Source organism: Duganella radicis, assembly GCF_009720825.1.
In the GTDB taxonomy this organism is placed as follows: domain Bacteria; phylum Pseudomonadota; class Gammaproteobacteria; order Burkholderiales; family Burkholderiaceae_D; genus Rugamonas; species Rugamonas radicis.
Genome location: NZ_WNKY01000015.1, coordinates 97,841 through 122,952, shown reverse-complemented (window position 1 = coordinate 122,952; position 25,112 = coordinate 97,841). Strand labels below are relative to the sequence as shown.

General features: G+C 63.6%; 27 protein-coding genes and 1 pseudogene. 12 read left to right on the top strand and 16 right to left on the bottom strand.

From position 1 onward, the window contains the following. Positions 1-12 precede the first annotated feature (12 nt). The gene (locus tag GM676_RS15605; protein WP_155464583.1) at positions 13-927 is read left to right on the top strand and encodes a histidine kinase; all 915 of its coding nucleotides are present in this window, start codon (positions 13-15) and stop codon (positions 925-927) included. On the opposite strand, the gene prmC is transcribed toward GM676_RS15605, so the two are convergent. The 5 genes from prmC to GM676_RS15580 form a co-directional block, all read right to left on the bottom strand. After that, positions 917-1,732, bottom strand: a complete 816-nt coding sequence (gene prmC / locus GM676_RS15600; protein WP_155464581.1) for a peptide chain release factor N(5)-glutamine methyltransferase — start codon at positions 1,730-1,732, stop codon at positions 917-919. The genes GM676_RS15605 and prmC overlap by 11 nt on opposite strands. Then, a complete protein-coding gene (locus tag GM676_RS15595; RefSeq protein ID WP_155464579.1) occupies positions 1,729-2,199 on the bottom strand; it encodes a disulfide bond formation protein B in 471 nt (156 codons plus the stop codon). Before GM676_RS15595 ends, prmC begins: the two co-directional genes overlap by 4 nt. 65 nt (positions 2,200-2,264) lie before the next feature. Further along, positions 2,265-3,341: a peptide chain release factor 1 gene (gene prfA, locus GM676_RS15590; RefSeq protein WP_155464577.1), complete on the bottom strand. Its 1,077-nt coding sequence runs from the start codon at positions 3,339-3,341 to the stop codon at positions 2,265-2,267. Between the two features lie 73 nt (positions 3,342-3,414). Beyond that, positions 3,415-4,689 (bottom strand): glutamyl-tRNA reductase, encoded by a 1,275-nt coding sequence (hemA, locus tag GM676_RS15585; protein ID WP_155464575.1) that lies wholly within the window; start codon positions 4,687-4,689, stop codon positions 3,415-3,417. 96 nt (positions 4,690-4,785) lie between these two features. After that, a complete protein-coding gene (locus GM676_RS15580; RefSeq protein ID WP_155464573.1) occupies positions 4,786-5,475 on the bottom strand; it encodes a response regulator transcription factor in 690 nt (229 codons plus the stop codon). Between the two features lie 237 nt (positions 5,476-5,712). Between GM676_RS15580 and GM676_RS15575 the strand changes: the two genes are divergently transcribed. After that, positions 5,713-6,231 (top strand): hypothetical protein, encoded by a 519-nt coding sequence (locus GM676_RS15575; protein ID WP_155464571.1) that lies wholly within the window; start codon positions 5,713-5,715, stop codon positions 6,229-6,231. Positions 6,232-6,291: 60 nt separating this feature from the next. Here GM676_RS15575 and minE read toward each other — a convergent pair whose 3' ends face one another. The 4 genes from minE to metE form a co-directional block, all read right to left on the bottom strand. Then, positions 6,292-6,543, bottom strand: a complete 252-nt coding sequence (gene minE, locus GM676_RS15570; RefSeq protein WP_154377244.1) for a cell division topological specificity factor MinE — start codon at positions 6,541-6,543, stop codon at positions 6,292-6,294. Between the two features lie 2 nt (positions 6,544-6,545). Continuing rightward, entirely contained in the window at positions 6,546-7,361 is an 816-nt protein-coding gene (gene minD, locus GM676_RS15565) for a septum site-determining protein MinD (protein WP_371866253.1), read from the bottom strand. A gap of 26 nt (positions 7,362-7,387) precedes the next feature. Then, positions 7,388-8,161 (bottom strand): septum site-determining protein MinC, encoded by a 774-nt coding sequence (gene minC / locus GM676_RS15560; protein ID WP_155464635.1) that lies wholly within the window; start codon positions 8,159-8,161, stop codon positions 7,388-7,390. Positions 8,162-8,258: 97 nt separating this feature from the next. After that, positions 8,259-10,610 carry a 5-methyltetrahydropteroyltriglutamate--homocysteine S-methyltransferase gene (gene metE / locus GM676_RS15555; RefSeq protein ID WP_155464569.1) on the bottom strand — a complete coding sequence of 784 codons (2,352 nt, stop codon included), beginning with the start codon at positions 10,608-10,610 and terminating at the stop codon, positions 8,259-8,261. Between the two features lie 107 nt (positions 10,611-10,717). Here metE and GM676_RS15550 point away from each other — a divergent pair, with 107 nt between their 5' ends. The 6 genes from GM676_RS15550 (at position 10,718) to GM676_RS15525 (ending at position 15,886) form a co-directional block, all read left to right on the top strand. Next, complete coding sequence (locus GM676_RS15550; protein WP_155464567.1) at positions 10,718-11,626, top strand: LysR family transcriptional regulator; 909 nt, start codon at positions 10,718-10,720, stop codon at positions 11,624-11,626. 249 nt (positions 11,627-11,875) lie between these two features. Beyond that, positions 11,876-13,054, top strand: a complete 1,179-nt coding sequence (locus GM676_RS15545; protein ID WP_155464565.1) for an acetyl-CoA C-acetyltransferase — start codon at positions 11,876-11,878, stop codon at positions 13,052-13,054. A gap of 78 nt (positions 13,055-13,132) precedes the next feature. Continuing rightward, positions 13,133-13,873, top strand: coding sequence for an acetoacetyl-CoA reductase (gene phbB, locus GM676_RS15540; RefSeq protein ID WP_155464563.1), 741 nt, complete (start codon positions 13,133-13,135; stop codon positions 13,871-13,873). Between the two features lie 91 nt (positions 13,874-13,964). Further along, a complete protein-coding gene (gene pip / locus GM676_RS15535; RefSeq protein ID WP_155464561.1) occupies positions 13,965-14,924 on the top strand; it encodes a prolyl aminopeptidase in 960 nt (319 codons plus the stop codon). 48 nt (positions 14,925-14,972) lie between these two features. Then, entirely contained in the window at positions 14,973-15,413 is a 441-nt protein-coding gene (locus GM676_RS15530) for a DUF2721 domain-containing protein (protein WP_155464633.1), read from the top strand. 20 nt (positions 15,414-15,433) lie between these two features. After that, positions 15,434-15,886: a hypothetical protein gene (locus tag GM676_RS15525; RefSeq protein ID WP_155464559.1), complete on the top strand. Its 453-nt coding sequence runs from the start codon at positions 15,434-15,436 to the stop codon at positions 15,884-15,886. Here the strand turns inward: GM676_RS15525 and GM676_RS15520 are convergent. Then, positions 15,883-16,440: an SRPBCC family protein gene (locus tag GM676_RS15520; protein ID WP_229262712.1), complete on the bottom strand. Its 558-nt coding sequence runs from the start codon at positions 16,438-16,440 to the stop codon at positions 15,883-15,885. The genes GM676_RS15525 and GM676_RS15520 overlap by 4 nt on opposite strands. Before the next feature lie 147 nt (positions 16,441-16,587). Here GM676_RS15520 and GM676_RS15515 point away from each other — a divergent pair, with 147 nt between their 5' ends. Continuing rightward, positions 16,588-18,633, top strand: coding sequence for an NADPH-dependent 2,4-dienoyl-CoA reductase (locus GM676_RS15515; protein WP_155464557.1), 2,046 nt, complete (start codon positions 16,588-16,590; stop codon positions 18,631-18,633). Positions 18,634-18,636: 3 nt separating this feature from the next. Here the strand turns inward: GM676_RS15515 and GM676_RS15510 are convergent, their stop codons facing one another. Then, on the bottom strand, positions 18,637-19,389 hold the full coding sequence (locus tag GM676_RS15510; protein ID WP_170304304.1) for a substrate-binding periplasmic protein: 753 nt from the start codon (positions 19,387-19,389) through the stop codon (positions 18,637-18,639). A gap of 14 nt (positions 19,390-19,403) precedes the next feature. Further along, positions 19,404-21,128 carry a cation:proton antiporter domain-containing protein gene (locus tag GM676_RS15505; RefSeq protein WP_155464553.1) on the bottom strand — a complete coding sequence of 575 codons (1,725 nt, stop codon included), beginning with the start codon at positions 21,126-21,128 and terminating at the stop codon, positions 19,404-19,406. 137 nt (positions 21,129-21,265) lie between these two features. Here GM676_RS15505 and GM676_RS15500 point away from each other — a divergent pair, with 137 nt between their 5' ends. Both GM676_RS15500 and GM676_RS15495 read left to right on the top strand, forming a co-directional pair. Then, entirely contained in the window at positions 21,266-21,505 is a 240-nt protein-coding gene (locus tag GM676_RS15500; protein ID WP_155464552.1) for a type II toxin-antitoxin system RelB/DinJ family antitoxin, read from the top strand. Continuing rightward, positions 21,456-21,792: pseudogene (locus tag GM676_RS15495) on the top strand (type II toxin-antitoxin system YafQ family toxin). Before GM676_RS15500 ends, GM676_RS15495 begins: the two are co-directional and overlap by 50 nt. Here the strand turns inward: GM676_RS15495 and GM676_RS15490 are convergent. After that, positions 21,789-22,235 (bottom strand): carboxymuconolactone decarboxylase family protein, encoded by a 447-nt coding sequence (locus GM676_RS15490; protein ID WP_155464550.1) that lies wholly within the window; start codon positions 22,233-22,235, stop codon positions 21,789-21,791. The pseudogene GM676_RS15495 and the gene GM676_RS15490 sit on opposite strands and share 4 nt — an antisense overlap. 83 nt (positions 22,236-22,318) lie before the next feature. Next, positions 22,319-23,719 carry a MocR-like pyridoxine biosynthesis transcription factor PdxR gene (pdxR, locus tag GM676_RS15485; RefSeq protein WP_155464548.1) on the bottom strand — a complete coding sequence of 467 codons (1,401 nt, stop codon included), beginning with the start codon at positions 23,717-23,719 and terminating at the stop codon, positions 22,319-22,321. A 79-nt stretch (positions 23,720-23,798) separates the two neighbouring features. On the opposite strand from pdxR, the gene GM676_RS15480 reads away from it, so the two are divergent. Continuing rightward, complete coding sequence (locus tag GM676_RS15480) at positions 23,799-24,605, top strand: GNAT family N-acetyltransferase (protein WP_170304303.1); 807 nt, start codon at positions 23,799-23,801, stop codon at positions 24,603-24,605. Here GM676_RS15480 and GM676_RS15475 read toward each other — a convergent pair. After that, positions 24,602-24,886 (bottom strand): type II toxin-antitoxin system RelE/ParE family toxin, encoded by a 285-nt coding sequence (locus GM676_RS15475; RefSeq protein WP_229262711.1) that lies wholly within the window; start codon positions 24,884-24,886, stop codon positions 24,602-24,604. The two genes, GM676_RS15480 and GM676_RS15475, sit on opposite strands and share 4 nt — an antisense overlap. Next, on the bottom strand, positions 24,874-25,110 hold the full coding sequence (locus GM676_RS15470) for a hypothetical protein (RefSeq protein WP_155464546.1): 237 nt from the start codon (positions 25,108-25,110) through the stop codon (positions 24,874-24,876). The genes GM676_RS15475 and GM676_RS15470 overlap by 13 nt, the downstream gene beginning before the upstream one ends. Between the last annotated feature and the right edge of the window lie 2 nt (positions 25,111-25,112).

The following is a 25,112-nucleotide window of genomic DNA, read 5'->3' as shown; positions in this document are numbered from 1 at the left end:
AAAAGGAGCGCTATGCAGACCTCGACTGCCACCCACATCCGCGCGCGCTTGCTGGCGGCGCTGAACCATGACCTGCGCGCGCCGCTGGCGCGCATCGCCACCAATGCTTCCAGCGGCTGGGCCGACCTGGGCGCGATGGAGCACGAGGCGCGGCGTCAGCTCGAATGGCTTTCAGATTTGCAGGAGTGCGCGCGTTTCGAATTGCAAGCGCCAGAGCTGGCCGAGGCGCCGGCCTATTTGCATGCGCTGATGCGTCATGTGACGCATGAAGGCGACCGGCTGCCGGCGCTGGCCGTGCTGGACGCGCGCCGCCTGGAGCAGGTGCTGTCGCGCATCCGCGAGCATGCCGGCGGACGGCTGGCGTTGCGGGCGCGTTCCTCGGCGGGGCAGGTGGCGCTGGCGTTCCAGGCCGGCCAGCCCGAGGGGCCGTGGCGCGATGTCACGGCCTCGCTGGCCGATGAGCGCATCCTGCCGGGCGTGATGGTGGCGGCGCATCTGGTGCGCGCCATGGGCGGGCGGCTGCAACAGAGCGGCGACAGCTTGCGTTTTGCCATCCGCGTGCCGCTGGCGGAGGAGGCGGACGCCATCCCGCCCACCCCCCATTTCGATTGGCCGGAACCGTTTGGCGCCGGCCACGCCGTCCTGCTGCTGGAACCGCACCAGCCGATGCAGGATTATCTGAGCGAGATTCTGGAAAGCGCGGAGTTCGACGTGCAGTACGAGCCGGGCGATCGCGATCCTTCGCTGATTCTGTGTGCCGATGAAAGTGTGTGGGATATCTGGCCGCGCGAGGAAGCGCCGCCGGTGCTGCTGCATACGCTGCTGCCGCCTGCGCGGCCCGGGGATTTCATCGAGGTGATGTACAAGCCGGCGCCGGCGGCCGTGCTGCTGTCGGCCTTGCGGCGGCGCTTGCAGATCAGGCTTTGAGACGGCCGCCGGAAACGCGTTCAATGCCGGCCAGGTCGCGCCAGCTTTGCACTTCCGCGTAGTCTGCTTCGGTGAGCAGCGCGCGCACCGCTTCCGCCTGATCGTAGCCGTGTTCCATCAGCAGCCAGCCTTGCGGCTTGAGGTGCCTGGGTGCGCCGCTGATGATGATGCGCAGCGCCGACAGGCCGTCGGCGTGGTCGGTCAGCGCGCCCACCGGTTCGTAGCGCAGATCGCCTTCGGATAAATGACGGTCGCCGTTGGCGATGTAGGGCGGGTTGGAGGCGATGACGTCGAACGGCGCGGTGTCGGCCAGCGCCGCATACCAGTCGCTTTGCAGGAAGGTGACGCGAACGTTGTTGGCGGCGGCGTTGCGGCGGGCGACCGCCAGGGCGTCCTGGCTGACATCGAGCGCGGTGACCTCGGCATCCTTGCGCGTGTGCGCCAGCGAGACGGCGATGGCGCCGCTGCCGGTGCCCATGTCCAGCACGCGGCCTTTGGCCGGCAGGCGGTCCATGGCCAGCTCGACCAGCAGTTCGGTATCGGGACGCGGGATCAGCACCGCGTTGTTGACTTCAAACGGCAGGCCAAAGAATTCGCGCCGGCCGACGATGTAGGCGATCGGTTCGCCGGCCACGCGGCGCTGCACCAGCGCGTGGTAGCGCTGCGCTTCCTCATCGGTCAGCACGCGTTCCGATTGGGTGATGAGGGCGATGCGGTTGAGGCCCAGCGCGTGACACAGCAGCACGCGGTTATCCAGCGCATCCAGCACGGATTGCCTTTGCAGGGATGCGATGGTGACGCTCATTTGACGCGGCGGATCAGCAGCCAGCCCAGCGACAGCGTGAACAGGCCAAACCACAGGAAGGACCACTGCGGAATCGACAGGCCGAACCACGGCGCCAGCGCGTCTTCGCACAGGCCGTCGGCCTTGAACAGGAAGGGCAGGTAGGTCGCGGTCGGGATTTTGTTGAGGAAGGTCTCCATCGGATCGATGCCGCAGGACAGGCCCGGATGCGCCAGCACCCACAGGTGTTTGCCGGCGGTGAACAGCCCGCCCAGCGCGGCCAGCAGGCCGACCGTGGCCAGCGCTTTCGGCTTGCTGGCGTAGGCGCCGATCAGCGCGAGCACGCCGATGGCGATGAACAGGTAGCGCTGGATCACGCACAGCGGGCAAGGCAGCATATCCAGCCCGTGCTGCAAATACAGGGCGACACCGATCAAACCAAAGGCGGCGATGGCGATGGAGAGCAGCAGGGAGCGGGTATGTATCATGTGGTTATCCTCGGATGAATCGGGGAATTCTCGCACAAAGTTGCCATTTCAGCCTTAGGGCCGGATTAATCGCCCAGCGCCGCCAGCAGCTCGGCCTGGTGTTCGGTGGTCAGGGCGTTGACCAGTTCATTCAGATCGCCGTCCATGATGAAATCCAGCTTGTACAAGGTCAGGTTGATGCGGTGGTCGGTCATGCGGCCCTGCGGATAGTTATATGTCCGGATCCGTTCACTGCGGTCGCCGGAACCGATCAGGCTCTTGCGGGTGGCGGCTTCCTTGGCCTGCTGCTCGCGCAGCTGCACGTCCTTGATGCGGGTCGCCAGCACCTTCATGGCCTGCGCCTTGTTCTTGTGCTGCGAGCGGTCGTCCTGGCACTCGACCACGATGCCGGTCGGCAGGTGGGTGATGCGGACGGCGGAATCGGTCTTGTTGATGTGCTGACCGCCGGCGCCGGACGCGCGGAAGGTGTCGATGCGCAGCTCGGACGGATTGATGTTGACGTCTTCCACCTCGTCCGCTTCCGGCATCACCGCCACGGTGCAGGCGGAGGTGTGGATGCGGCCCTGCGTTTCGGTGGCCGGCACGCGCTGCACGCGGTGGCCGCCCGATTCGAATTTCAGTTTCGAGTACACGCCGTTGCCGACCAGGCGCACGATCACCTCGCGGTAGCCGCCCAGGTCGGAGGCCGATTCCGACACCATCTCCACCTGCCAGCGATTGCGTTCGGCAAAGCGGGTGTACATGCGCAGCAGGTCGCCGGCAAACAAAGCCGATTCGTCGCCGCCGGTGCCGGCACGGATTTCGAGGAAGATGTTGCGCTCGTCGTTGGCGTCCTTCGGCAGCAGCATTTTTTGCAGCTCCAGATCCAGTTCGGCGGTGCGCTTCCTGGCCGCTTCGATTTCTTCCTGCGCGAAGTCCTTCATGTCCGGATCGGCCAGCATTTCCTGCGCGGCCTCGATGTCGCCCAGCGCTTCCTGATAGGACTTGTAGACCGCCACCAGCGGGCCGATTTCGGCGTGCTCGCGGTTCATCTTGCGGTAGGCGTCCATGTTGTCGGTGGCGCCTTCGGACATCAGCAATTCATCGAGTTCGACCAGGCGGTTTGCCAGTTGATCGAGCTTGGCCAGCATGGATGGTTTCATAGCGTGTTCTTAAAAATGATAGGCCGCGCCAGCAATGGCCGCGGCGGAAGAGGGCAGGGCGGGGAGGGGACAGCTAACGGCGGCCGCGGAACATCTGTGGCAGCAGTTCCGCCAGTTGGGCGCGTTCCTCGCCCTGTGCGCGGTGCAGCGCCTGCTGCGGGCCGTGCATGAATTTCGCGGTCAGGCCCCTGGACAGGGCTTCCAGCACGGCGTCGACATCTTCGCCCTTGGCCAGCATCTTGCGGGCGCGCTCCAGTTCCATCTGGCGCAGTGCTTCGCCGTTTTCTTGCAGATGCTGGATGACCGGCACCACGGCGCGGTCGTCGATCCAGTGCATGAAGGATTGCACCCGGGTTTCGATGATGGCCTCGGCCTGCGCCACGGCGGCCTGGCGGTTTTCGATGCCGGTCTGGACCACCTTGCCCAGATCGTCCACCGTGTACAGGAAAGCGTCGTTGAGGCGCGCCACTTCCGGCTCGATATCGCGCGGCACCGCCAGGTCGACCATGAACATCGGCTTGTGGCGGCGGGCCTTGATGGCGCGCTCCACCATGCCAAGGCCGATCAGCGGCAGCGAGGAGGCGGTGCAGGAAATCACGATGTCGTACTGGTGCAGCTTGTCCTGCAAGTCGGCGAGGCGGATGGCGCGGCCGCCGAAGCGGTGGGCCAGCACTTCGCCGCGTTCCAGCGTGCGGTTGGCGATGGTGATGGTTTTCGGATTCTGCGCCGCGAAGTGGGTGGCGCACAATTCAATCATCTCGCCGGCGCCGATGAACAGCACGTTCTGCTCGGAGATCTTGTCGAAGATGCGCTGCGACAGGCGCACGGCCGCCGCCGCCATCGACACGCTGTGGGCGCCGATCTCGGTGGTGCTGCGCACTTCTTTCGCCACCGAGAACGAGCGCTGGAACAGCTGGTGCAGATAGGTGCCGAGGCCGCCCGCTTCGTCGGCGGTGCGGATGGCGTCCTTGATCTGGCCGAGGATCTGCGTCTCGCCCAGCACCATCGAGTCCAGCCCGGAGGCGACGCGGAAGGTGTGGCGCACGGCGTCGTGCTGCGGCAGCATGTACAGGTGCGGGCGCAGCTCGGCGTAGTTCAGCTTGTGGAAATCGGCCAGGAAATGGGCGCCGGCGTCGAGCGGATCGGGCACGGTGCTGGCGGCGTACAACTCGGTGCGGTTGCAGGTCGAGAGAATGGCCGCCTCGTCGGAACCGCGATGGTCGATGCGTTCGAACCACGAGCGCGCCGCCATCACCGCCTGCCCCAGCTGCTCAGGGGCGAACGCCAGCTGCTCGCGGAGCGAGACCGGTGCGGTGGTGTGGTTGAGGCCGACGGCAAGCAGCTGCATTTCGGGTCCAGACGATCAATATGCGGTCATTATACCGTGAGTACCCGAGTGTTGCCCTGTGGACTGCCTAAAGATAGGGCAGCCTGTTTGCCCGCATCAGGCGCCAAGTTTTTCCAGGCGGTAGCCGTAGCTGTAGACCGGCACCAGGCGGAAGCCGTTTTCTGGTTTTAATTGCAACTTGTTGCGGACGCGGGAGACGTGGGTGTCCATGGTGCGGGACGGCACGGCGGTCTCGCGTATCCATACCGCTTCGTGGATGTAGGCGCGCGACAGGGGACGGCCGATGTTGCGGAAAAATAACAGTGCCAGGTAGAACTCTTTGTGGGTGACATCCAACACAATGCCGTCCATCAACAGTCGGCCGGGACGGGTCTCAAACACGTACTGGCCAAATTGCAGCGATTCGGCGCCGTTTTGCGCCGGGTAGGCGCGGCGCAACAAGGCTTGCACCCGGGCCACCATCTCGCTACGGCGCAGCGGCTTGATCATGTAATCGTCGGCGCCGGCGGCCAGGCCGGCCACGATGTCGTCCTCACCGGAGCTGGTGGTCAGGAACAGCACGGGGGCGTTGTCCGGCAGCTTTTCCTTGGCGCGGCGCAGGACTTCGGCGCCGCTCAGGTCCGCCACCTGCCAGTCGAGGATCAACATGTCATAGCTGTCCTTGCGCAATTGCGCCAGCACATCCTTCGCCGTCTGGAAGCTGTGGCAGATGTGGCCGGCCGAAGTTAATACCTGACAGATCAGGTCGGCCTGGCTGCGGTCGTTGTCGAGTACGGCGATTCTCATACTACTGCCTGCTGGAAAATGTTAAGGAGAAGTCACTTCAAATATAACAGAGATTTACAAAATCATTAACAAAACAGCCAAATTATTTTTTTGGGAGATACTATCATTGATTTTCTGGCAATGCTGATTTTCCCAGTGCGCACCCGCATATTGATTACACGGTACACTGGAAAAACGCCGAATTCAATGCAGAAGTTGAAAAATGGCAAGAACGCCCAGTGTGGGCGAGGAGGGCGCATGCGCAGCAAAAAAGACACAAATTGGACCCTGGTGCCGGCCTCGGAGCGCGATATCGCGGCCGTGCGCGAGCGTTGCCGGCAATTGGTGCGGCGCCGGGCCATGGTCTCGGCCGGGGTGGCGGCGGTGCCGATACCGGGGCTGGACGTGGTGTCCGACCTGCGGCTGTTCGCGTTGCTCATTGACGATATCAACCAGGAGTTCGGCCTGTCCGAGCAGCAAATCGAACGCTTGCAGCCGAAATTCCGCCTGATCGCCTACGAGGCGGCCATCGGCGTGGGCGGCATGCTGATCGGCAAACTGGTGACGCGGGAAGTGGTGATGCAGGTGTTGCGCAAGACCGGTTTCAAGGCGGTGGCGCGCCAGGCCGGCAAGCTGGTGCCGCTGGCCGGGCAGCTGGCCTCGGCCGGGATCGGCTTTATGGCGTTCCGCCAGATTGGCTACCAGCACGTGGAAGCCTGCGCCAAGGTGGCGCAGGAGCTGGTGACGGCCGGCGTGCACCAGCCTGCTTTTAAATAGGTTGTTTCAAAATGTGCGCAGCGAGGCGCGGCGACGAAGCTGCGCGCTTTTTTAAACGATCTATGCGTCGGGCAGGACGACGTTGACGTCCAGCACCTCCAGGTTGCCCTGGCGGTCCAGCGAGATCTTGATGTCGTCGGCGTTGACCTTGGTGTACTTGGAAATCACCTCGATCAGTTCCTTGTGCAGGGCCGGCAGGAAGTCCGGGCCGGCGCGGCCATTGCGCTCGCGCGCGATGATGATTTGCAGCCGTTCCTTGGCCGCGGTGGCGGTCTTCGGCTTGGGCGGAAACAGGAAAGAAAGCAGTGCCATGGTTACTTGCTCCCAAAGATACGCTGCAACAGGCCCGGCTTTTCATAGGTGGTGAAGCGCAGCGGCATTTCCTGGCCGAGGAAGCGCGACACCACGTCTTCGTAGGCTTCCGCAACGTCGGTGCCCTTGAAGTGGATGGCCGGGTTACCCTGGTTCGAAGCATGCAGCACCTGTTCCGATTCCGGAATGATGCCGATCAGGGGAATGCGCAAAATCTCTTGCACATCTTCGTAGGACAGCATTTCGTCCGCTTCCACGCGCTTTGGCGAGTAGCGGGTGATCAGCAGGTGTTCCTTGACTGGTTCGCCGCCGGTCTGGGCGCGGCGCGACTTGGCCTGGATGATGCCGAGGATGCGGTCCGAATCGCGCACCGACGACACTTCCGGATTGGTGACGATGATGGCTTCATCGGCAAAGGTCAGCGCCATCAGCGCGCCGTGCTCGATGCCGGCCGGCGAGTCGCAGATGATGAACTCGAAGCCCATGTTGATCAGCTCGTGCAGCACTTGTTCCACGCCGTCTTCCGACAGCGCGTCCTTGTCGCGGGTCTGGGACGCCGGCAGGATGAACAGGTTGTCGCAGTGCTTGTCCTTGATCAGCGCCTGGGTCAGGGTCGCTTCCTTGTTGATCACATTGATCAGGTCGTAGACCACGCGGCGTTCGCAGCCCATGATCAGGTCCAGGTTACGCAGGCCGACGTCGAAGTCGATGACGGCGGTCTTGTGACCGCGCATGGCCAGGCCGGTGGAGAAGCTGGCGCTGGAAGTCGTTTTACCGACACCGCCCTTGCCGGACGTTACAACAATAATTCTTGCCACGAATAATCCTTTTCAGAGTGGTGTGCTTAAGCGCGGTTAGCAGTATTGACAGATAGTATATCGATTCGGTCGCCGACCAAGCGAATTTGCGCCGGCGCGCGCGCATACTCGGTCGGGAAGCCGTCTTCAAAGGTGCGGTACACGCCGGCGATGGAGACCAGCTCCGGCGACATATTCAGTGCGAAGATGCGGGCCTGGGCATTGCCCGAGGCGCCGGCCAGTGCCCGGCCATTGAGCGTGTTGTACACGTGGATGCTGCCATCGGCGATGATTTCCGCGCCGTTGTTGACCACGGCCGTGACCACCAGGTCGCAGCCGCGCGCGTAGATGCGCTGGCCGGCACGCACCGGGGTGTCGATGATCATGACGTCGGTGCCGTTGCTGGCGGGCGCCGGCGGCTGGGCCTGGGCGGCGGCCACGGCCACCGGGGCCGGTGCCGCGGCCGGCTTGGGCACGGGCTCAGGCTCTTCGCGCTTGGCGTTGGCCGGCTCCAGCGTCAGGCCGTGGGCGGCGATTTCCTCGGCCAGCTCGGGCGGCGCATTGCGCACGGCGACCGGGTTCAGGCGGTATTTTTTCAGCAGGGCGATCAGGCCGGTCCAGTCGATCTGGCCGCAGCCCGATGGCAGGGCGGCGACGTCGATCACGGTCAGGTCGTCTTCGAAGAAGTCGGCGGTGCCGCCGGTCATTTCAGCGAGGGCGGCGTCGAGAGCGATGCGGTCGGCCGTCGACAAAATGGCGGAGACGGCGACGACGGTGGAAATCTTGATTTCTATGGGCTTTTGAAACAGGCTCTTGGACATGGGCGACAGTATCAGTGGTGCGGGCACCAGCATTCTACTGTGGAATATGCCGAAAAGGGAGGCCCGCCACGCGTGCGGGCCTTGAAATATGCGGGTTTTAAGCGGCCGCGCGCAGTTGGCGGGCGGCCGCCACCATGTTGCGCAAGGCGGTTTCGGTTTCCGCCCAGCCGCGCGTCTTCAGGCCGCAGTCCGGATTGACCCACAGGTTGGCCGGCGGGATCACCGCGCCGGCCTTTTGCAGCAGGCGCACCATTTCCTGCTGTTCCGGCACGCGCGGCGAGTGGATGTCGTACACCCCGGGACCGATCTCGTTCGGGTAGCGGAACTGGCCGAAGCCGTTCAGCAACTCCATGTCCGAGCGGCTGGTCTCGATGGTGATGACGTCGGCGTCCATGGCGGCGATCTGCGGCAGGATGTCGTTGAACTCGGCGTAGCACATGTGGGTGTGGATCTGCGTGCGGTCCGCCACCGCGCTGGCCGAAACGCGGAAGGCACGGGTGGCCCAGTCCAGATACGCATCCCAGCGGCTGCGGCGCAGCGGCAAGCCTTCGCGCACGGCCGGTTCGTCGATCTGGATGATGCCGATGCCGGCCTGCTCCAGGTCGGCCACCTCGTCGCGGATGGCCAGCGCGATTTGCAGCGCGGTGCGCGCACGCGGCTGGTCGTCGCGCACGAAGGACCATTGCAGGATGGTGATGGGGCCGGTCAGCATGCCCTTCATCGGCTTGCTGGTCAGGCTTTGCGCGTGCACGGTCCAGTCCACGGTCATGGCTTTCGGGCGGCTGACGTCGCCGTAGATGATGGGCGGCTTGACGCAGCGCGAGCCGTAGGATTGCACCCAGCCCAGTTGGGTGAAGACGAAGCCGTCCAGCTGTTCGCCGAAGTATTCGACCATGTCGTTGCGTTCGGCTTCGCCGTGGACCAGCACGTCCAAGCCGAGCGCTTCCTGCCGCTGCACGGCGTAGGCGATTTCTGCGCGCATGGTGGCTTCGTATTCGGTCAGGCTGAGGTCGCCGCGCTTGAAGCTGGCGCGGGCGCTGCGGATGGCCGGGGTCTGCGGGAAGGAGCCGATGGTGGTGGTCGGGTAGGCCGGCAGCTGGAAGCGTGCGCGCTGTTCGGCCTGGCGCTTGGCGAAAGGCGAGCGGCGCTGGTCGGCGTCGTCCGGCAGGGCTTGCAGGCGTTCGCGCACGGCGGCCTGGTGCACGCGCGGGCTGGCGCGGCGGTTGGCGATGGCGGCGCGCGACACGGCCAGCGCCTCGGTGGTGCCGGCGTCGTACTCGCCTTGCAGGGCGCGCTTCAGCACGTAGAGCTCGTCCAGTTTTTCGGTGGCGAAGGCCAGCCACGAGCGGATCTCGCTGCCCAGTGTGGTTTCGGCGGCCAGCGTGAACGGCGCGTGCAGCAGCGAGCAGGAGGTGGACAACCACAGCTTGCCGGCGCGCTTGTCGGCGATCGGCGCCAGCACGGCCAGTGCGGCGTCGAGGTCGGTGCGCCAGATATTGCGGCCGTCGACGATGCCGACCGACAGCACTTTATGCACCGGCAGCCAGTCGGCGATGCTGGTCAGTTCGTGCGGGGCGCGCACGCCGTCGACGTGCAGGCCAGCCACCGGCAGGCGGCAGGCCAGGCTCAGGTTTTCTTCCAGCGGCGAGAAGTAGGTGGCCAGCAGCAGCGGCACGCCGACCTGGTTCAGCTGCCAGTAGGTGTTTTCAAAGGCGCTGCGCCAGGCGGAGGGCAGGTCGAGGCCGAGGATGGGCTCGTCGATCTGGACCCATTGCACGCCTTGGGCCTTCAGGCGATCCAGCACTTGGCTGTAGACCGGCAACAGTTTGTCGAGCAGGGCCAGGCGGTCGAAAGCGGCGTCCTTGGACTTGCCCAGCCACAGGAAGGTCAGCGGGCCGATCAGGGCGGCCTTGACGGCGTGGCCCAGGGCCTGGGCTTCGGCCACTTCGTCGAACAGACGTTCGCACGACAGGGCGAAGCTGGTTTCCGGCGTGAATTCGGGCACGAGGTAGTGGTAGTTGGTGTCGAACCATTTGGTCATTTCCAGTGCGGCGGCGGCGGACGGCGCACCATCGCCGTGCGGCTGGCCGCAGCCGCAATCGGCGCCGTGCGCGCTGGCGGCGCTGCGGCCGCGCGCCATGGTGAAGTAGCGCTCCAGTTGCGACTGGCCGGCGCTGAAGCCGTAACGGGCCGGCTCGCAGCCCAGCAGCTGGATGTGGTTGGCGACCTGGTCGTAAAAGGCAAAGTCGCCGACCGTCACGTAGTCCAGTCCGGCGTCGTGCTGCAAGGCCCAGTGGCGCGCGCGCAATGCGCGGCCAACCGCTTCCAGTCCGGCCTCGTCCAGCTCGCCGCGCCAATTTTTTTCAAGCGCAAATTTCAGCTCGCGTGCCGCGCCGATGCGCGGGAAGCCGGGAATATGGGTGTGGATTGCTGTATTAGTGTTCGTCATGATGCCTGTCATCCGCATTTAATATTGGTGATATAAAGTGTGCGGCAAACCGGTCTATAATCAAAACGAAAGATTTTACGGGTTCACATGAAAAAAATTAATAGACCATGCTAGAGATACGCCACTTACGCACTTTGAGCGCGCTGCGCTCGGCGGGCAGTCTCGTGCGTGCTGCCCAACTGCTCAATCTGACGCAGTCCGCCCTGTCACATCAAATCAAATTGCTGGAAGATCGCTACGGCGGGCCGCTGTTTGAGCGCAAATCGGTGCCGATCGGCTTCACCGCCACCGGCGCGCGCCTGCTCAAGCTGGCCGACCTGCTGCTGCCGGAAATCGAAACCGCCGAGCGCGAAGTTGCGCGCCTGATGCAGGGAGATAGCGGGCAATTGCGGGTCGCGCTGGAATGCCACACCTGTTTCGACTGGCTGATGCCGGTGATGGACGAGTTCCGCAAACGCTGGCCCGAGGTGGAAATCGACCTGGTGTCGGGCTTCCACAGCGAGCCGGCCGATCTGCTGCGCAGCGGCGAGGCCGATCTGGTGATCGGCTCTCCGTATGGCCCGGAATTTGCAACCTTCCCATTGTTCCGCTTTGAAATCCTGACCGTGGTGGCGCAGAAGCATCGCCTGGCGGCCCAGCGCCGCCTGCAAGCGGCGGATTTTGAGGGCGAAACGCTGATCACCTACCCGGTACCGGAGGAACGCATCGACCTGATCCGGGAAGTGCTGAAACCGGCCGGCGTGCATTTCCAGCGCCGCACCGCGGAATTGACGGTGGCGGTGCTGCAATTGGTGGCCAGCCGGCGCGGCATTGCTGCGCTGCCGAACTGGGCGATCAAGAATTATGTGGACTACGATTACGTGATTGCGCGCCCGGTGGGCGAGCAGGGCCTGTGGAGCGATTTGTACGTATCGGTCCCGGAGGCGCAGAAACACAGGGCTTACGTGCTGGATTTCGTCAACGTGATACGCGAGCAGTGCGCGGCGTCGCTGGACGGTATCAAATTATTATCGTGACAAATAATCACTATTTCTTCAAAATAGTGATGAAAGGGTTTGATGCGCATCAAGGTAAGCGCTGAAAACTGCGCATACGATGAGTGCCCGGCGGTTGCGCGTCGAGCACGGATGCTGCTAATAATCCTGGCGATTCCTCGCGGCGACGCACCATCGAAACCTGCTACACCTCGGGTGTGGACGGCGTATGATAAAAATTCGCGTTGTCGCTTAACTTAGCCGGCCTGGTCCGGTGCAATGGAGAATCAAATGGATGATGTAGTTATCGTGGCCGCTGGCCGTACCGGTGTGGGTAAATTCGGCGGCAGCCTGGCCAAGACCCCGGCGTCCGAACTGGGCGCACATGTGATCAAGGGCCTGGTCGGCAAACTCGGCATCGACCCCAACCTGATCAGCGAAGCGATCCTGGGCCAGGTGCTGACCGCGGGCGTGGGCCAGAACCCGGCGCGCCAGGCCGTTATCAAGTCCGGCTTGCCGAACACCATTCCCGGCTTCACCATCAACCATGTCTGCGGCTCCGGCCTGAAAGCCACCCACCTGGCGGCGCAAGCCATCAAGGCCGGCGATGCGCAAATCGTCATCGCCGGTGGCCAGGAAAACATGAGTGCCTCGCCGCACGTCATCCCCGGTTCGCGCGACGGCTTCCGCATGGGCGACTTCAAGGCGGTGGACAGCATGATCGTCGACGGCCTGTGGGACGTCTACAACCAGTATCACATGGGCACCACCGCCGAGAACGTCGCGAAGAAATACGAGATCTCGCGCGCCGAGCAGGACGAATTCGCCCTGCAATCGCAACTGAAGGCGGAAGCCGCGCAAAAAGCCGGCAAGTTCAAGGATGAGATCCTGCCGCTGGAAATCGTGCAGAAGAAAGGCAGCATCGTCTTCGACAGCGACGAATACATCAAGCCGGGTTCGACCCTGGAAGGTCTGGCCGGCCTGCGTCCAGCCTTCGCCAAGGACGGCACCGTCACCGCCGGCAACGCCTCCGGCCTGAACGACGGCGCCGCCGCCGTGATCATGACCTCGGCCACCAAGGCCAAGGAACTGGGCCTGCCGGTGCTGGCCAGGATCAAGGCTTACGCCTCGTCCGGCCTGGATCCGGCCTACATGGGCATGGGCCCGGTGTCGGCCACCAAGCTATGCCTGAAAAAAGCCGGCTGGACCCCGGACGATCTGGACCTGCTGGAAATTAACGAAGCCTTCGCCGCGCAAGCGGTGGCGGTCAACAAGGAAATGGGCTGGGATACCAGCAAGATCAACGTCAACGGTGGCGCCATCGCCATCGGCCACCCGATCGGCGCGTCCGGCGCCCGCGTGCTGGTGACCCTGATCCACGAAATGATCCGCCGCGACGCCAAGAAAGGCCTGGCCTCGCTGTGCATCGGCGGCGGCATGGGCGTGGCGCTGGCGATCGAGCGTCCATAAAAAGTTAGCGGCAGCGGCCCGGCACCAGGCCGGGCCGTGTTTTTCCGATTTTTGGTGTTCATTTGAAGGGGACAAAAAATGGCAAGAGTTGCATTAGTAACCGGTGGCATGGGTGGTCTGGGCGAAGCGATTTGTTTCAAGCTGTCAGCGCTAGGCTATTGCGTCGTCACCACGTATTCCCCTGGCAATCCTAAAGTTGAGCAATGGCTGGCCACGACCCGCGACCAGGGCTACAACTTCCGCGCCTACCCGTGCGACGTGGCCGACTATGACTCGGCCCAGGCGTGCATCGCCGCGATCGAAAAAGACATCGGTCCGGTGGATGTGCTGGTGAACAACGCCGGCATCACGCGCGACATGACCTTCAAGAAAATGGACAAGGTCAATTGGGACGCGGTCATCAAGACCAATCTGGATTCGGTGTTCAACCTGACCAAGCCGGTGTGCGATGGCATGGTTGAGCGTGGCTGGGGCCGGATCATCAACATCTCGTCGGTCAACGGCCAGAAGGGGGCTTTCGGCCAGACCAACTATTCGGCGGCCAAGGCCGGCATGCACGGCTTCACCAAGGCGCTGGCGCTGGAAGTGGCCAAGAAAGGCGTGACCGTCAACACCATCTCGCCGGGCTACATCGGCACCAAGATGGTGATGGAGATCCCGCAAGAGGTGCTGGATACCAAGATCGTGCCGCAAATTCCGATGGGCCGCCTCGGCAAACCGGAAGAAGTGGCCGGCCTGGTGGCTTACCTGTCCTCGGATGAGGCGGCGTTCGTGACCGGCTCCAACATCGCCATCAACGGCGGCCAGCACATGTCCTGAGCGGCCGCGTCGCTACGACACAAGAGCCGGGTTCGTTCGCGATCCCGGCTTTTTTTTCGTACAATCTGCTATCGATGCCCAAAGGATAGCCATGTCTGACCCCGGTTCCACCCTGTTCGCGCCCATCTCGCCCAGCCGTTCCGGCATGCTGGCGGTGGACGATCTGCACACCATCTACTGGGAAGAAGTCGGCAATCCGAACGGCATTCCAGTGATCTTCCTGCATGGCGGGCCGGGTGCCGGCCTGTCGCCGCAGCATCGCCGCTTCTTCGATCCGGCACAGTACCGCGTGATCCTGTTCGACCAGCGCGGCGCCGGCAAGTCGGTGCCGCTGGGCGAGTGCCGCAACAACACCACCCAGCTGCTGATCGAGGACATCGAACGCTTGCGCGTGCTGTTCGACATCGGGCAATGGCTGGTATTCGGCGGCTCCTGGGGCTCGACGCTGGCGCTGGCCTATGGCCAGGCCCATCCCGAGCGCTGTCTCGGCTTCGTGCTGCGCGGGATTTTCCTGTGCACGCAAACCGAGATCGACTGGTTCCTCGATGGCGCGCGCTGGTTCCATCCCGAGGTGCATGCCGAATTCATCGCGCCGATCCCCGAAGCGGAACGCGACGACCTGCTGCAAGCCTATGTGAAACGCATCATGAGCGACGACCCGGCGGTGCACATGCCGGCGGTGCGCGCGTGGAGCCGCTTCGAGGGGCGGCGCGTGTTCCTGCTGCCGCAGCCCGAGGATCCGCCGTCGGATGCGCTGGACCTGGGCGTCGGCCGCCTGGAATCGCACTACATGGCCAACCTCGGCTTTTTCAGCGATGACCAGCTGGTGCGCAACGTCGACCGCATCGCCCACCTGCCGGCGGTGATCGTGCAGGGCCGCTACGACGTGATCTGCCCGCCGGTGTCGGCCTGGCGCCTGCATCAGGCCTGGCCGGGATCGGTGCTGAACATGATCCCGGACGCCGGCCACGGTGCCATGGAAAAAGGCATTTCGCGCGCGCTGGTGGCCGCCACCGAGCAGTTCAAGCGCAACCGCGGCTTCGCGGCCTGATACACTGTGCACTAAGCGATAAGAATAAAGACAAGGCATATGGCCATCATGAACATCCAGACCGGCGATATCGGTCACATCATCCAGCTGGCGATTGCGCCAGTATTCCTGCTGTCGGGCGTGTGCACCAACCTGATCGTGCTGACCAACCGGCTGGCGCGCATCATCGACCGCTCGCGCGTGCTGGAAGACCGGCTGGACGTCGCTTACAGCGACCCCTACCTGAATGAGCTCGATGTGCTGTACCGCCGCTCGCACCTGATCAATATGTCGATCGCGCTGTCGACCGCCTGCGGGCTGTTCGTGTGCGTGATCGTGGCCATGCTGTTCCTCGGCGACATCACCAATATCGGGCTGGACAAATACATCGCCGGCACCTTTGTGGTGTCGGTGCTATGCCTGGTCGGCAGCTTTATTTCGCTGCTGCGCGAAATCTTCATTGCCTCGGCGTGGATGCGGTCCCAGCGCCATGTCCGCCGCAAGCGTTAAACTTTTTATGTGAGAACATCATGCACGACTACCAACGCCCGCCCACCCTGTACCGCTACGGCGTGCGCGAAGACCTGGAGCTGGCGCTGAGCCAGGGCCAGTTCATCCTGCGTCCGGCTTCCAATTGCCTGACGCTGAGCTTTTCCCAGGCCTGGGACCCCAAGCTGTTCGAGCTGTTCTCGGCCGACGCCTGCCTGATCATCCACAACACCGAGGAATTCGGCGAACGTGTCCATCGCGCGGTGCAGCGCACCTTGCCGAGCTGGGCCGGCATCGATGGCGCGGTGGAATATGGCACCCGTGCCGCTTTGGGCGCGGCCTTCACCAAGACCGTGGCCGAGGCGCAGGAACAGGAATGGCAGTTCGCGTGGCGCGCCATGCAGGCGCAATTGAGCCTGAACCCGGTGCTGATCAAGATCGGCAACCTGGAAAACTTCGCCGAGCTGCGTTCGAAGGATGCCTACCTGGCTTAAGGCTGGAGCGGCTGCGGGATAGCCTCGACTTTCGGCGCGTCCTTGCGGTCGAGGCGCGCCAGCACGGCGCTCATCATGCGCTCGATGTCGCCGCGTATCATCTTGGCGCCGAGGATGCCGGGCACATAGAAGTTCGGCATCATGCGCCCTTTGTAAATCACCTTGGTGCCGCCGGTTTCCGGGATCGGCACCAGTTCCCAGTGCGATTCATAATGCTTCATGTCGCCCGAGATCAGCGAGATGTCGATGGAGGACATCGGCTGCTCGATCGCGCGCACGATCAGATGGATGGTCTTGGTCATGAACAGGAAGCGCGCCACGCCGAATTGTTCAATGATGACTTCATTGCCATTGCGGGACAGGACTTTGCAGGACTCCATGTCGGGCACGAATTCCGCCATGCGTTCGTAGCCGGTGAGGATGCGCCATACCTTCGGCAGTGGCGCCGCCACCGCGCCGGTGGCGTCCACCTCATACATATGTTGACCGTCGTGATCCACGCGGTTGACCGACACCTCCAGCTTGGGCAATTCAAGCTTAGGTGCTTGCGCCATCCCCATTTGCGCCGTCACACCTAACAACAAAAACAGAAGGAATCGCATCATTTGACCAGCGTACGGTAAAGGGTGGCAGAATACAAGAGCGGCACGCACGGACTTTAGAAGCCCATATCTAGAGAATTGGGATTTAATGCGGGCATTATGAAAACGATAAACTACCCACACCTGCTGGCCCCACTCGACCTGGGACATACCACGCTGCGCAATCGCGTCATCATGGGCTCCATGCATACCGGCCTTGAAGACCGCTTCTACAACTACGGCAAACTCGCCGCATTCTATCGTGAACGCGCGCGTGGAGGCGTGGGTTTGATCGTCACCGGCGGCATTTCTCCTAACAGGTCGGGCTGGTTGTTACCCTTTGGGGGTACGCTCAACTTCAAGGGCGATGTGGTCAACCACCGGCGCGTGACCAGGGCGGTGCACGAAGAGGGCGGCAAGATCCTGATGCAAATTTTGCATTCTGGACGATATGGCTACCAACCCTTCGTGGTGTCGGCGTCGGAGAAAAAATCGCCGATCTCGCCGTTCAAGCCGCGCGCGCTGAGCGAGGCCGGCATCGAACAGACCATCCGCGACTACGCCCGCTGCGCGAAACTGGCGCGCGAGGCGGGTTACGACGGCGTCGAGGTGATGGGCAGCGAAGGCTATCTGCTGAATCAATTCCTGTGCGCGCGCACCAACCTGCGCACCGATAAGTGGGGCGGCAGCATCGAGAACCGCATGCGCCTGCCGGTGGAAATTGTTAAACGCATCCGCGCGGAAGTGGGCAATGATTTCATCATCATGTATCGCCATTCGCTGCTGGACCTGGTTGAAGGCGGCAATACCTGGGACGATGTGGTGGCCGTGGCCAAGGCCTTGCAGCAAGCCGGCGTATCGATCCTGAATACCGGCTACGGCTGGCACGAGGCGCGCGTGCCGACCATCGTCACCTCGGTGCCGCGCGGCGCCTTTGCCTCGCTGGCGGGCCGCCTGCGGCTGGAGGTGACGATACCGGTGGTGGCGTCCAACCGCATCAACATGCCGGCCGAGGCGGAAGGCATCCTGCAACGCGGCGAGGCGGACATGATTTCGATGGCGCGTCCCTTCCTCGCCGACTCGCACTTCGTGGTGAAAGCGGCCGAAGGCCGCGCGGACGAAATCAATACCTGCATCGGCTGCAACCAGGCCTGTCTCGATCATACTTTTTCGAACAAGCGCGCCAGCTGCCTGGTGAATCCGCGCGCCTGTCATGAGACGGAGCTGGTGTATGCGCCGGCCGCCCGCAAGCGCCGCGTGGCGGTGGTGGGCGCGGGACCGGCCGGTTTGTCGGCAGCCACGGTGGCGGCGGAATGCGGGCACGATGTGACCTTGTTCGATGCGTCGGACAGCATCGGCGGCCAGTTCAAGATCGCCATGCAGGTGCCGGGCAAGGAGGAATTTGCCGAGACCATCCGCTACTTCGGCCGCAAGATAGAACTGACCGGCGTGAAGCTGCAATTGAACACGCGCGTGATGCGCGAGCAGCTGCTGGCCGAGGGCTATGACGACGTGATCGTCGCCACCGGCATCAAAGTGCGCATGCCGCCGATCGAGGGCATCGATCATCCGAAGGTGCTGTCGTACGTGGATGTGCTGCGCGATAAAAAACCGGTCGGCAAGCGCGTGGCCATCATCGGCGCCGGCGGCATCGGTTTCGACATGGGCGAGTTCCTGCTGCACGATACCAGGCATCCGCTGCCGCTGGCGCTGGATGTCTGGGCCAGGGAATGGGGCGTCAGCATGACGGGCGAGACGCCCGGCGGTCTGGTGCCGGCGTTGAATCCGGAGCCGGTGCGCCAGCTATACCTGTTGCAGCGCAAGGCCTCGCGCCTTGGCGCGGGTCTGGGCAAGACTTCGGGCTGGGTACACCGTGCGGTACTGGCGCGCAACGGCGTGGTGATGATAGGCGGCGTGCAGTACGACCGTATCGACGACCAAGGGCTGCACATCACCGTGGGCGGCGAACAGCGCCTGCTGTCGGTCGATAACGTCGTGATCTGCGCGGGGCAGGACAGCCTAGCCGACTTGATGCCGAGCGAGGAGGAGGCGAAAGCCAACACGTCCTGGCCACGCTTCCACAAGATCGGTGGCGCCGCGCTGGCCGCGGAACTGGACGCCAAGCGCGCCATCAAGGAGGGGGCCGAGCTGGCGGCGTACCTGTAAGCGTCAGCAGTCGGGCAGACGGGCCACGCTGTCGACGGCTTTCTGTATGCCGCCGGCCTTGCTGAGGCGTGTGATGGCGCCGTCCAGTACCGGCAGCAGCTGGCTCAGCGGCCCGCTTTTCGGCACGGCGAGCCGCATCGGCTCAAAGCCCACCGGCTTGTCCGAGACCGTCCAGCGGTCATGGCGGTAGCGGCAATTCAGGGTGACGATCAACTGCTCCGGATTGCGGAAGCTGTCGAGCAGCACCGCGTCCACGTGATGGGCGCTGAGCATTTTCATGCGGCTTTCCGTGGAGGCGGCGTTCTGTTCGATCTTGAACAGCGTGTCGCGACGCGCCTCGAACTCCGGGTCAAATTTGCTGCCGCCGCCAATCGAGATTACCTTGCCGCGCAGGTCTTCCCAACCGCGGAAAACCAGCGGTGCCTTCTCCGTGGACACCAGCCAATGATGGGAGGAGTATATCGGCTTGGTGAACATGAATATGTTTTGCCGTTCCGGCGTGCTGGAGGCGCCGTACAGCAGACCCTCCCCGTGTTCCGCCATGATGAGCGCGCGCCGCCACGGATAGGCGCGTATCGTCAGATTCAGCCCGGTCTCTTGCGCGAGCAGGCCGATGACGGCGGCGGCGACCGGCGGCGTAGGCAGCGGATTACCGTGCGGGTCCACCGTTTCAGCGATCAGCACCGGGATTTCCGCGGTTTTATCGGTCGCGTGTACAGGTGCCGCCAGCAGCAGCGCAATCGTCCAAGCGGCCAAAACGCGTTTCCCCGTCATTGTGCGTGACCCTTATCGGATTTGCTCAGGCTATCCAGCACGTAGGTCGTCATGCCTTTGGCCAGTTCTTGTTCGCCCATGAAGATTTCGCCTGCACGCTCATTGCGCAGCAGGTCCGCCTCTTCATCGCTGTGGGTGCGGACCACGGTTTTGATGTTGGGATTGAGCGCGCGCGCCGTCTCGATCATGGTGCGGACGTGGAAGGTGTCCGGCGTGGCGATCACCAGCATCGATGCATGTGCGATGTGGGCCTGTATCAGCACCGCCGGTTCGCCGGCATTGCCGGCCACCGCGTGCACGCCATCCTTGCGCAACTGGTCCACCACTTCGCGATTCTGTTCGGCCACCACGAAGGAGATGCCTTTTTCTTTCAGCGCGGCGGCGATGCGGCAGCCCACCCGGCCGTAACCGACCAGCACCACCTGTCCGCGCAGATGTTCGTGCGGCACGGTGGTCGGCAGCTCGGCCAGCGGATCGGCTGGGCGGTCGAATTTGGCGGCCAGCGCCGTGTTGTTACCGAGCCAGCGTTCCAGCGGTTTGGTCAGGCGGAACACCACCGGGTTCAATGCGATCGAGATAATGGCGCCCGCCAGGATCAGGCTTTGTCCTTCCACCGGCATCAGCTTGAGCGACAGGCCGAGCGCCGCAAGGATGAAGGAAAACTCGCCGATCTGCGCCAGGCTGGCCGACACCATCAGCGCGGTCTTGGCCGGGTAGCGCAGCACCAGCACCAGCAGGAAGGCCGCCATCGATTTGCCGACCACGATAATCGCCACCACCGCCAGCAGCTTGAGCGGCTGCTCGATCAGGATGGACGGCTCGAACAGCATGCCGACCGAAACGAAGAACAGCACCGCAAACGCGTCGCGCAGCGGCAGCGACTCCTCGGCGGCGCGGTGCGCCAGCGCCGATTCGCGCAGCACCATGCCGGCAAAGAAGGCGCCCAGCGCGAACGACACGCCGAAGTAGTGCGTCGACGCGTAAGCGATACCGACGGCGGCGGCGATCACGCACAGCGTGAACAGCTCGCGCGAATTGGTGCGCGCCACTTGCCACAGAATCCAGGGGAACAGTTTGCGGCCGACCACCAGCATCAGCACGATGAAGGCGGTGACCTGGCCGAGCGTGACGGCCAGCGTGGTCCACAAATCGCCACCGCCGCCATGGCCGCCGTGGGCGTCAATCGCTTCGCCGCCCAGCGAGCCGGCCAGCGCCGGCAGCAGCACCAGCACCAGCACCGTGACCAGATCCTCCACCACCAGCCAGCCGACCGCGATGCGGCCGTTGAAGCTATCGAGGATGCCGCGCTCCTCCAGCGCCCGCAGCAGCACCACCGTGCTGGCCACCGACAGCGCCAGGCCGAATACCAGACCGCCGCCGATGCTCCAGCCCCAGTAGTGGGCCAGCCCCATGCCCAGCGCGGTGGCTACGGCGATTTGCAGCACGGCGCCGGGCAGCGCCACCTTGCGCACGGCCCAGAGATCGTCGAGCGAGAAATGCAGGCCGACGCCAAACATCATCAGCATCACGCCGATTTCGGCCAGTTGGCTGGCGAGCGCGGTGTCCGCCACAAAGCCCGGCGTGGCCGGGCCGATGATAATGCCCGCAGCGAGATAGCCCACCAGCGCCGGCAACCGGAGGCGCGTTGCAAGATAGCCGAACAGGAGACCGGCTCCCAGCGCGGCGGCGATCGTGGTGATCAGGCTGATGTTATGGGGCATGCGTGCGCGGCTCCTTGGCAAAAAATCTACGGAAACCCTCACCTTAGCACAACCTGATCCATGACCTGCATCATGCTCTCTGGAGAGCGATGGACAGATGTTTGGACTACAATGATTTTTCGTTTCAGGAGGTCGTTATGAACGAGAAAGATACCAAGCTTCAAGTGCGTGTGAATGCACGGAAAAAGGCGCAAGCTCAAAAGGTATTGAAGTCTTATGGCTTGTCGATGTCCACTGCGGTGGATCTTCTATTGCATCGTATAGTCGAGGACAAGGCATTGCCGTTCGAGATCAAAATCCCCAACGCGGAAACGCGCGTCGCCATCAATGAGTCGCGCAAGACGATGGCTCAACGGCAACCTCATCCTGATGAGTAAAAAACTGACGCCGCCGCGCGAGATGGGTTACAAGAAGCCATTTCTAAAAGACTGGCTCAGCCTATCCAGATCCGGCCAGCATGATATGACGCGCCTGAAGCAAGTCATGCTTTTACTAATTGCGTTCGATGCTCCGTTGGGAGCGCAATGGCGTGATCACGCGTTGAAGGGGCCGTGGGCCGATTGTCGAGTGTCATGTGGGCGGCGATTTCCTGCTGATCTACCGAGCGGATGAGAGCTCGATTTTTTTCTTGCGAGCGGGCTCTCATTCCGAGCTATTTGGTTAGGCCAAAGCGGCAGGTTGCATGCGCATGCTGACGCCGAAGCGGTTGAAGGCGTTCATCAGGGCGATGGCGACGGTGAGGTCGGCCAGTTCCTGTTCGCCCAGCACCGACAAGGCTTGCTGGTAGTCGGCGTCCGGCACTTTGGTTTGTTCGACGCGGGTGACCACCTCCGCCCAGGCCAGCGCGGCGCGTTCTTTTTCGCTGAACAAGGCAGCCGCTTCGTCCCACACCGGCACCAGCGCCACCTTGTCAATCTTGACGCCGTGCTTGAGCAGGTCGCGGGTGTGCATGTCGATGCAGAAGGCGCAGCCGTTGATCTGCGAGACGCGCAGGTTGACCAGTTCCAGCAGCTCGGCCGGCAGGGCCGACGACACATACTCCTTGACCGCGCTCAGGCCCTTGTAGGCTGCCGGCGCAAATTTGAAGATTTCCAGACGCTTGCTCATGATGACTTCCTCGGTTGATTAACGATGGAGTCATTGTGCGCGCTCATGGCCTATTCAAGAAGAGCCAAGAATGGTGTTATGGACTAGGCCATGAGTTTGAGTATGCGCTTGCCCAGCTCCCGCGCCCGCGCCGGCGTGTCGATATTGGTGAAGGCCAGCAGCAGGGCCGACGCGCCATGCGGCAGCACGCCGCGTTCGGACAGCGCCAGCGCCGACATGCCATGCTCGCGCATGCGCGCCGCCACCGCGCGGTCGGTGTGGTAGCCCTTCATGCGCAGGATGAGATGCATGCCGCCCGGCTGCGGGTCGATCTGCACGTGCTTGCCCAGCACCCCCTCCAGTCCGTCGGCGGCGATCTCGCGGCGTTCCGCATACAGGCGGCGCATGCGCTGGATGTGGCGGGCGAAGTGGCCCTCGTTCATGAAATCGGCCACCACCTGCTGCATCAGCACCGGGCCGCTGGCGGCGAAGGTGCGGCTGATCTCCTCAAAGCGCGGCACCTGCGACGGCGGCACCACCAGATAGGCCAGCCGTATCGCCGGGAACAGCACCTTGCTGAAGGTGCCGGAGTACAGCACGCGGCCATCGCGGTCCAGGCTTTGCAGCGCGGGCAGGGGGCGGCTGACGTAGCGGTATTCGCCGTCGTAGTCGTCCTCCACGATCCACGCGCCGGCCTGCGTGGCCCAGTCCAGCAAGGCCAGGCGGCGCGGCAGCGACAGCGAGACGCACAGCGGACTTTGATGTCCTGGTGTGACGATGGCCGCGCGCGCGTTGGGCGCGGCGGCGATGCCGTGCGAGACCATCAAGCCTTCGCCATCCACCGATACCGGCGCCACCTGCATGCCGGCTTCGCGCAGCAAGTCGCTGGTGGGCGGGTAGCCCGGATCCTCGACCCACACACCATCGCCCGGCCGGAGCAGGGCGCGCGTCACCAGTTCCATGCTGTTGCGGTAGCCGCTGGTGACGAACACCTGCGACGGCGCGCAGTCGATGCCGCGCGATAGCTGCAAGTAGGCGGCGATGGCGATGCGCAGCTCGGGCAGGCCGGCCCATGGCGGATAGATCATGTCCTGCGGCTGCATGGCACGCGCGGCGCGTGCGGTCAGCCGCGCCCACACTTTGCGCGGGAAAGCGTCCAGCGCCGGTATGCCCATCTGGAAGGGATTGGTGGTGGAGGCGGCGTCGGCGAGATTGTTGCGCGGGGCGGGGCGCGGCGTGGGCGCCGCCGGTGCGTGACGCGCCAGCGCCGCCGTGACCACGGTGCCGGCCTGGCCGCGCGCTTCCACATAGCCTTCCGCTGTCAGCAGGCCGTACGCCGATTCCACCGTGCCGCGCGCCAGGCCCAGCTCCAGCGCCAGTGCGCGGGCGGCGGGAATGCGGTCGCCCGGTTGCAGCAGGCCCTGGGTGATGGCGTCGCGGAAGCGCAGGTAGATCTGGCGATACAGCGGTTCGGCGGCGCTGCTGTCAAGCTGGAGAAAATCCATGGCCTACTCCAAAAGTTATTTTATGGCTCTGTGGATTATGCCATTGACGGCCTACGATGGCGTTTTGAAAGGATACGCCATGAAAATCGTCGAGACCGAGCAGGAACTGCGGGCCTGCTATCCTGTGATGAAAGAACTGCGTCCGCACCTCCAGTCGGAGGAGGCGTTTGTGGCGCAGATCATGCGACAGTACGAGCAGAACTACCGCATCCTCGCGGTGTGGGAGGCGGGCGAGGTGGTGGCGCTGGCGGGCTACCGCTATCAGGAGAACACCGTGTACGGGCGCTTCCTGTACGTGGATGACCTGATCGCGGCGGAGAAGCACCGCAGCCGCCGCTGGGGCGCGCTGCTGCTGTCCAAGCTGACCGTGTTTGCGCAAGAATCGCAATGCGCGCGGCTGGTGCTCGATACCGGGGCCAGCTACCTGCTGTCGCAACAGGCCATCGCGCAGCTGCGCGAACAGCATCCGGATGCCCGCGTGGTGCGGCGCGACCTGCTGGCCGAACCGCTGCCGCATGTGGACAGCCTGTATTCCAACACGCTGGCGCGCAAAGAGGGCGGCACGCCGCATGGGCAGGGCCGCTCATCGCTGGCGTGGTCGGATTTGCTGATCGAGGAACTGAAAGCGGCGGACGCCGTGGTGATCGCCACGCCGATGCACAACTTCACCGTGCCGTCGGCGTTGAAAGCGTGGCTGGACCACGTGGTGCGCATCGGCGTCACCTTCAACTCCACCAGCGAGGGCAAGATCGGCACCTTGCCCGACCGCCCGGTCTACATCGCCATCAGCCGCGGCGGCCGGCGCGACCTCCAGCCCGACTTCCTCGAACCCTACCTGCGCGCCATCCTGCCGACGATAGGCCTGAAAGACCTGCGCTTCGTCTAGATAGGTTTTTGCTCCCGGCTATGCCAAACGCGGGTAATCAGGACGTCGCCGTTATCGAGGATGAAGTAGCGCAGCACATAGGCGCGTTTGCCGAATTTGGCGGGCCATTCGCGGAACTCGGCACAGGGTGTGCCGAGGTGTGGTGTCCTGATGATTTTGTTTGCGGCCTTGATGATGGCAGCGGCGCCACGGCGGGCGGCGGCGGGGCTGCTTTGGGATAGGAACTGATGGAGTCTGGCCACGTCGGCCAAGGCGTCCGGGTGCCAGGTCAGCGTGGACATTCGCTCCACTTCCCGGCCGCCAGGTCGGATAGCCAGGCGTCTGCGCGTTCTTTTGACACGCCTGGTGTGCCGTTCAGGTAGGACTGCACGCGTTTCCGGTCTACTTCCAGCGACAGCGCTTCCTTGCAGATCACCGCCAGGTAGTCGTCAACGGACAAACCTCTGCGGTCTGCGGCGGCAAGCACCGCCGCTTCCAGTTCGTCCGATAAGGTGACGGTGATCATGG

Excerpts from the sequence above, each read along its gene's own strand:
- GM676_RS15525 (WP_155464559.1), top strand. The coding sequence starts at position 15,434 with ATGCACGACTACCAACGCCCGCCCACCCTGTACCGCTACGGCGTGCGC.
- pip (WP_155464561.1), top strand. The coding sequence starts at position 13,965 with ATGTCTGACCCCGGTTCCACCCTGTTCGCGCCCATCTCGCCCAGCCGT.
- GM676_RS15575 (WP_155464571.1), top strand. The coding sequence starts at position 5,713 with ATGCGCAGCAAAAAAGACACAAATTGGACCCTGGTGCCGGCCTCGGAG.
- GM676_RS15500 (WP_155464552.1), top strand. The coding sequence starts at position 21,266 with ATGAACGAGAAAGATACCAAGCTTCAAGTGCGTGTGAATGCACGGAAA.
- GM676_RS15580 (WP_155464573.1), bottom strand. The coding sequence starts at position 5,475 with ATGAGAATCGCCGTACTCGACAACGACCGCAGCCAGGCCGACCTGATC.
- GM676_RS15595 (WP_155464579.1), bottom strand. The coding sequence starts at position 2,199 with ATGATACATACCCGCTCCCTGCTGCTCTCCATCGCCATCGCCGCCTTT.
- GM676_RS15530 (WP_155464633.1), top strand. The coding sequence starts at position 14,973 with ATGAACATCCAGACCGGCGATATCGGTCACATCATCCAGCTGGCGATT.
- GM676_RS15480 (WP_170304303.1), top strand. The coding sequence starts at position 23,799 with ATGAAAATCGTCGAGACCGAGCAGGAACTGCGGGCCTGCTATCCTGTG.
- phbB (WP_155464563.1), top strand. The coding sequence starts at position 13,133 with ATGGCAAGAGTTGCATTAGTAACCGGTGGCATGGGTGGTCTGGGCGAA.
- GM676_RS15545 (WP_155464565.1), top strand. The coding sequence starts at position 11,876 with ATGGATGATGTAGTTATCGTGGCCGCTGGCCGTACCGGTGTGGGTAAA.
- prfA (WP_155464577.1), bottom strand. The coding sequence starts at position 3,341 with ATGAAACCATCCATGCTGGCCAAGCTCGATCAACTGGCAAACCGCCTG.
- minC (WP_155464635.1), bottom strand. The coding sequence starts at position 8,161 with ATGTCCAAGAGCCTGTTTCAAAAGCCCATAGAAATCAAGATTTCCACC.
- GM676_RS15605 (WP_155464583.1), top strand. The coding sequence starts at position 13 with ATGCAGACCTCGACTGCCACCCACATCCGCGCGCGCTTGCTGGCGGCG.
- GM676_RS15470 (WP_155464546.1), bottom strand. The coding sequence starts at position 25,110 with ATGATCACCGTCACCTTATCGGACGAACTGGAAGCGGCGGTGCTTGCC.
- minE (WP_154377244.1), bottom strand. The coding sequence starts at position 6,543 with ATGGCACTGCTTTCTTTCCTGTTTCCGCCCAAGCCGAAGACCGCCACC.
- pdxR (WP_155464548.1), bottom strand. The coding sequence starts at position 23,719 with ATGGATTTTCTCCAGCTTGACAGCAGCGCCGCCGAACCGCTGTATCGC.
- GM676_RS15550 (WP_155464567.1), top strand. The coding sequence starts at position 10,718 with ATGCTAGAGATACGCCACTTACGCACTTTGAGCGCGCTGCGCTCGGCG.
- GM676_RS15475 (WP_229262711.1), bottom strand. The coding sequence starts at position 24,886 with ATGTCCACGCTGACCTGGCACCCGGACGCCTTGGCCGACGTGGCCAGA.
- hemA (WP_155464575.1), bottom strand. The coding sequence starts at position 4,689 with ATGCAGCTGCTTGCCGTCGGCCTCAACCACACCACCGCACCGGTCTCG.
- GM676_RS15520 (WP_229262712.1), bottom strand. The coding sequence starts at position 16,440 with ATGGCGCAAGCACCTAAGCTTGAATTGCCCAAGCTGGAGGTGTCGGTC.
- GM676_RS15515 (WP_155464557.1), top strand. The coding sequence starts at position 16,588 with ATGAAAACGATAAACTACCCACACCTGCTGGCCCCACTCGACCTGGGA.
- GM676_RS15505 (WP_155464553.1), bottom strand. The coding sequence starts at position 21,128 with ATGCCCCATAACATCAGCCTGATCACCACGATCGCCGCCGCGCTGGGA.
- metE (WP_155464569.1), bottom strand. The coding sequence starts at position 10,610 with ATGACGAACACTAATACAGCAATCCACACCCATATTCCCGGCTTCCCG.
- GM676_RS15490 (WP_155464550.1), bottom strand. The coding sequence starts at position 22,235 with ATGAGCAAGCGTCTGGAAATCTTCAAATTTGCGCCGGCAGCCTACAAG.
- prmC (WP_155464581.1), bottom strand. The coding sequence starts at position 1,732 with ATGAGCGTCACCATCGCATCCCTGCAAAGGCAATCCGTGCTGGATGCG.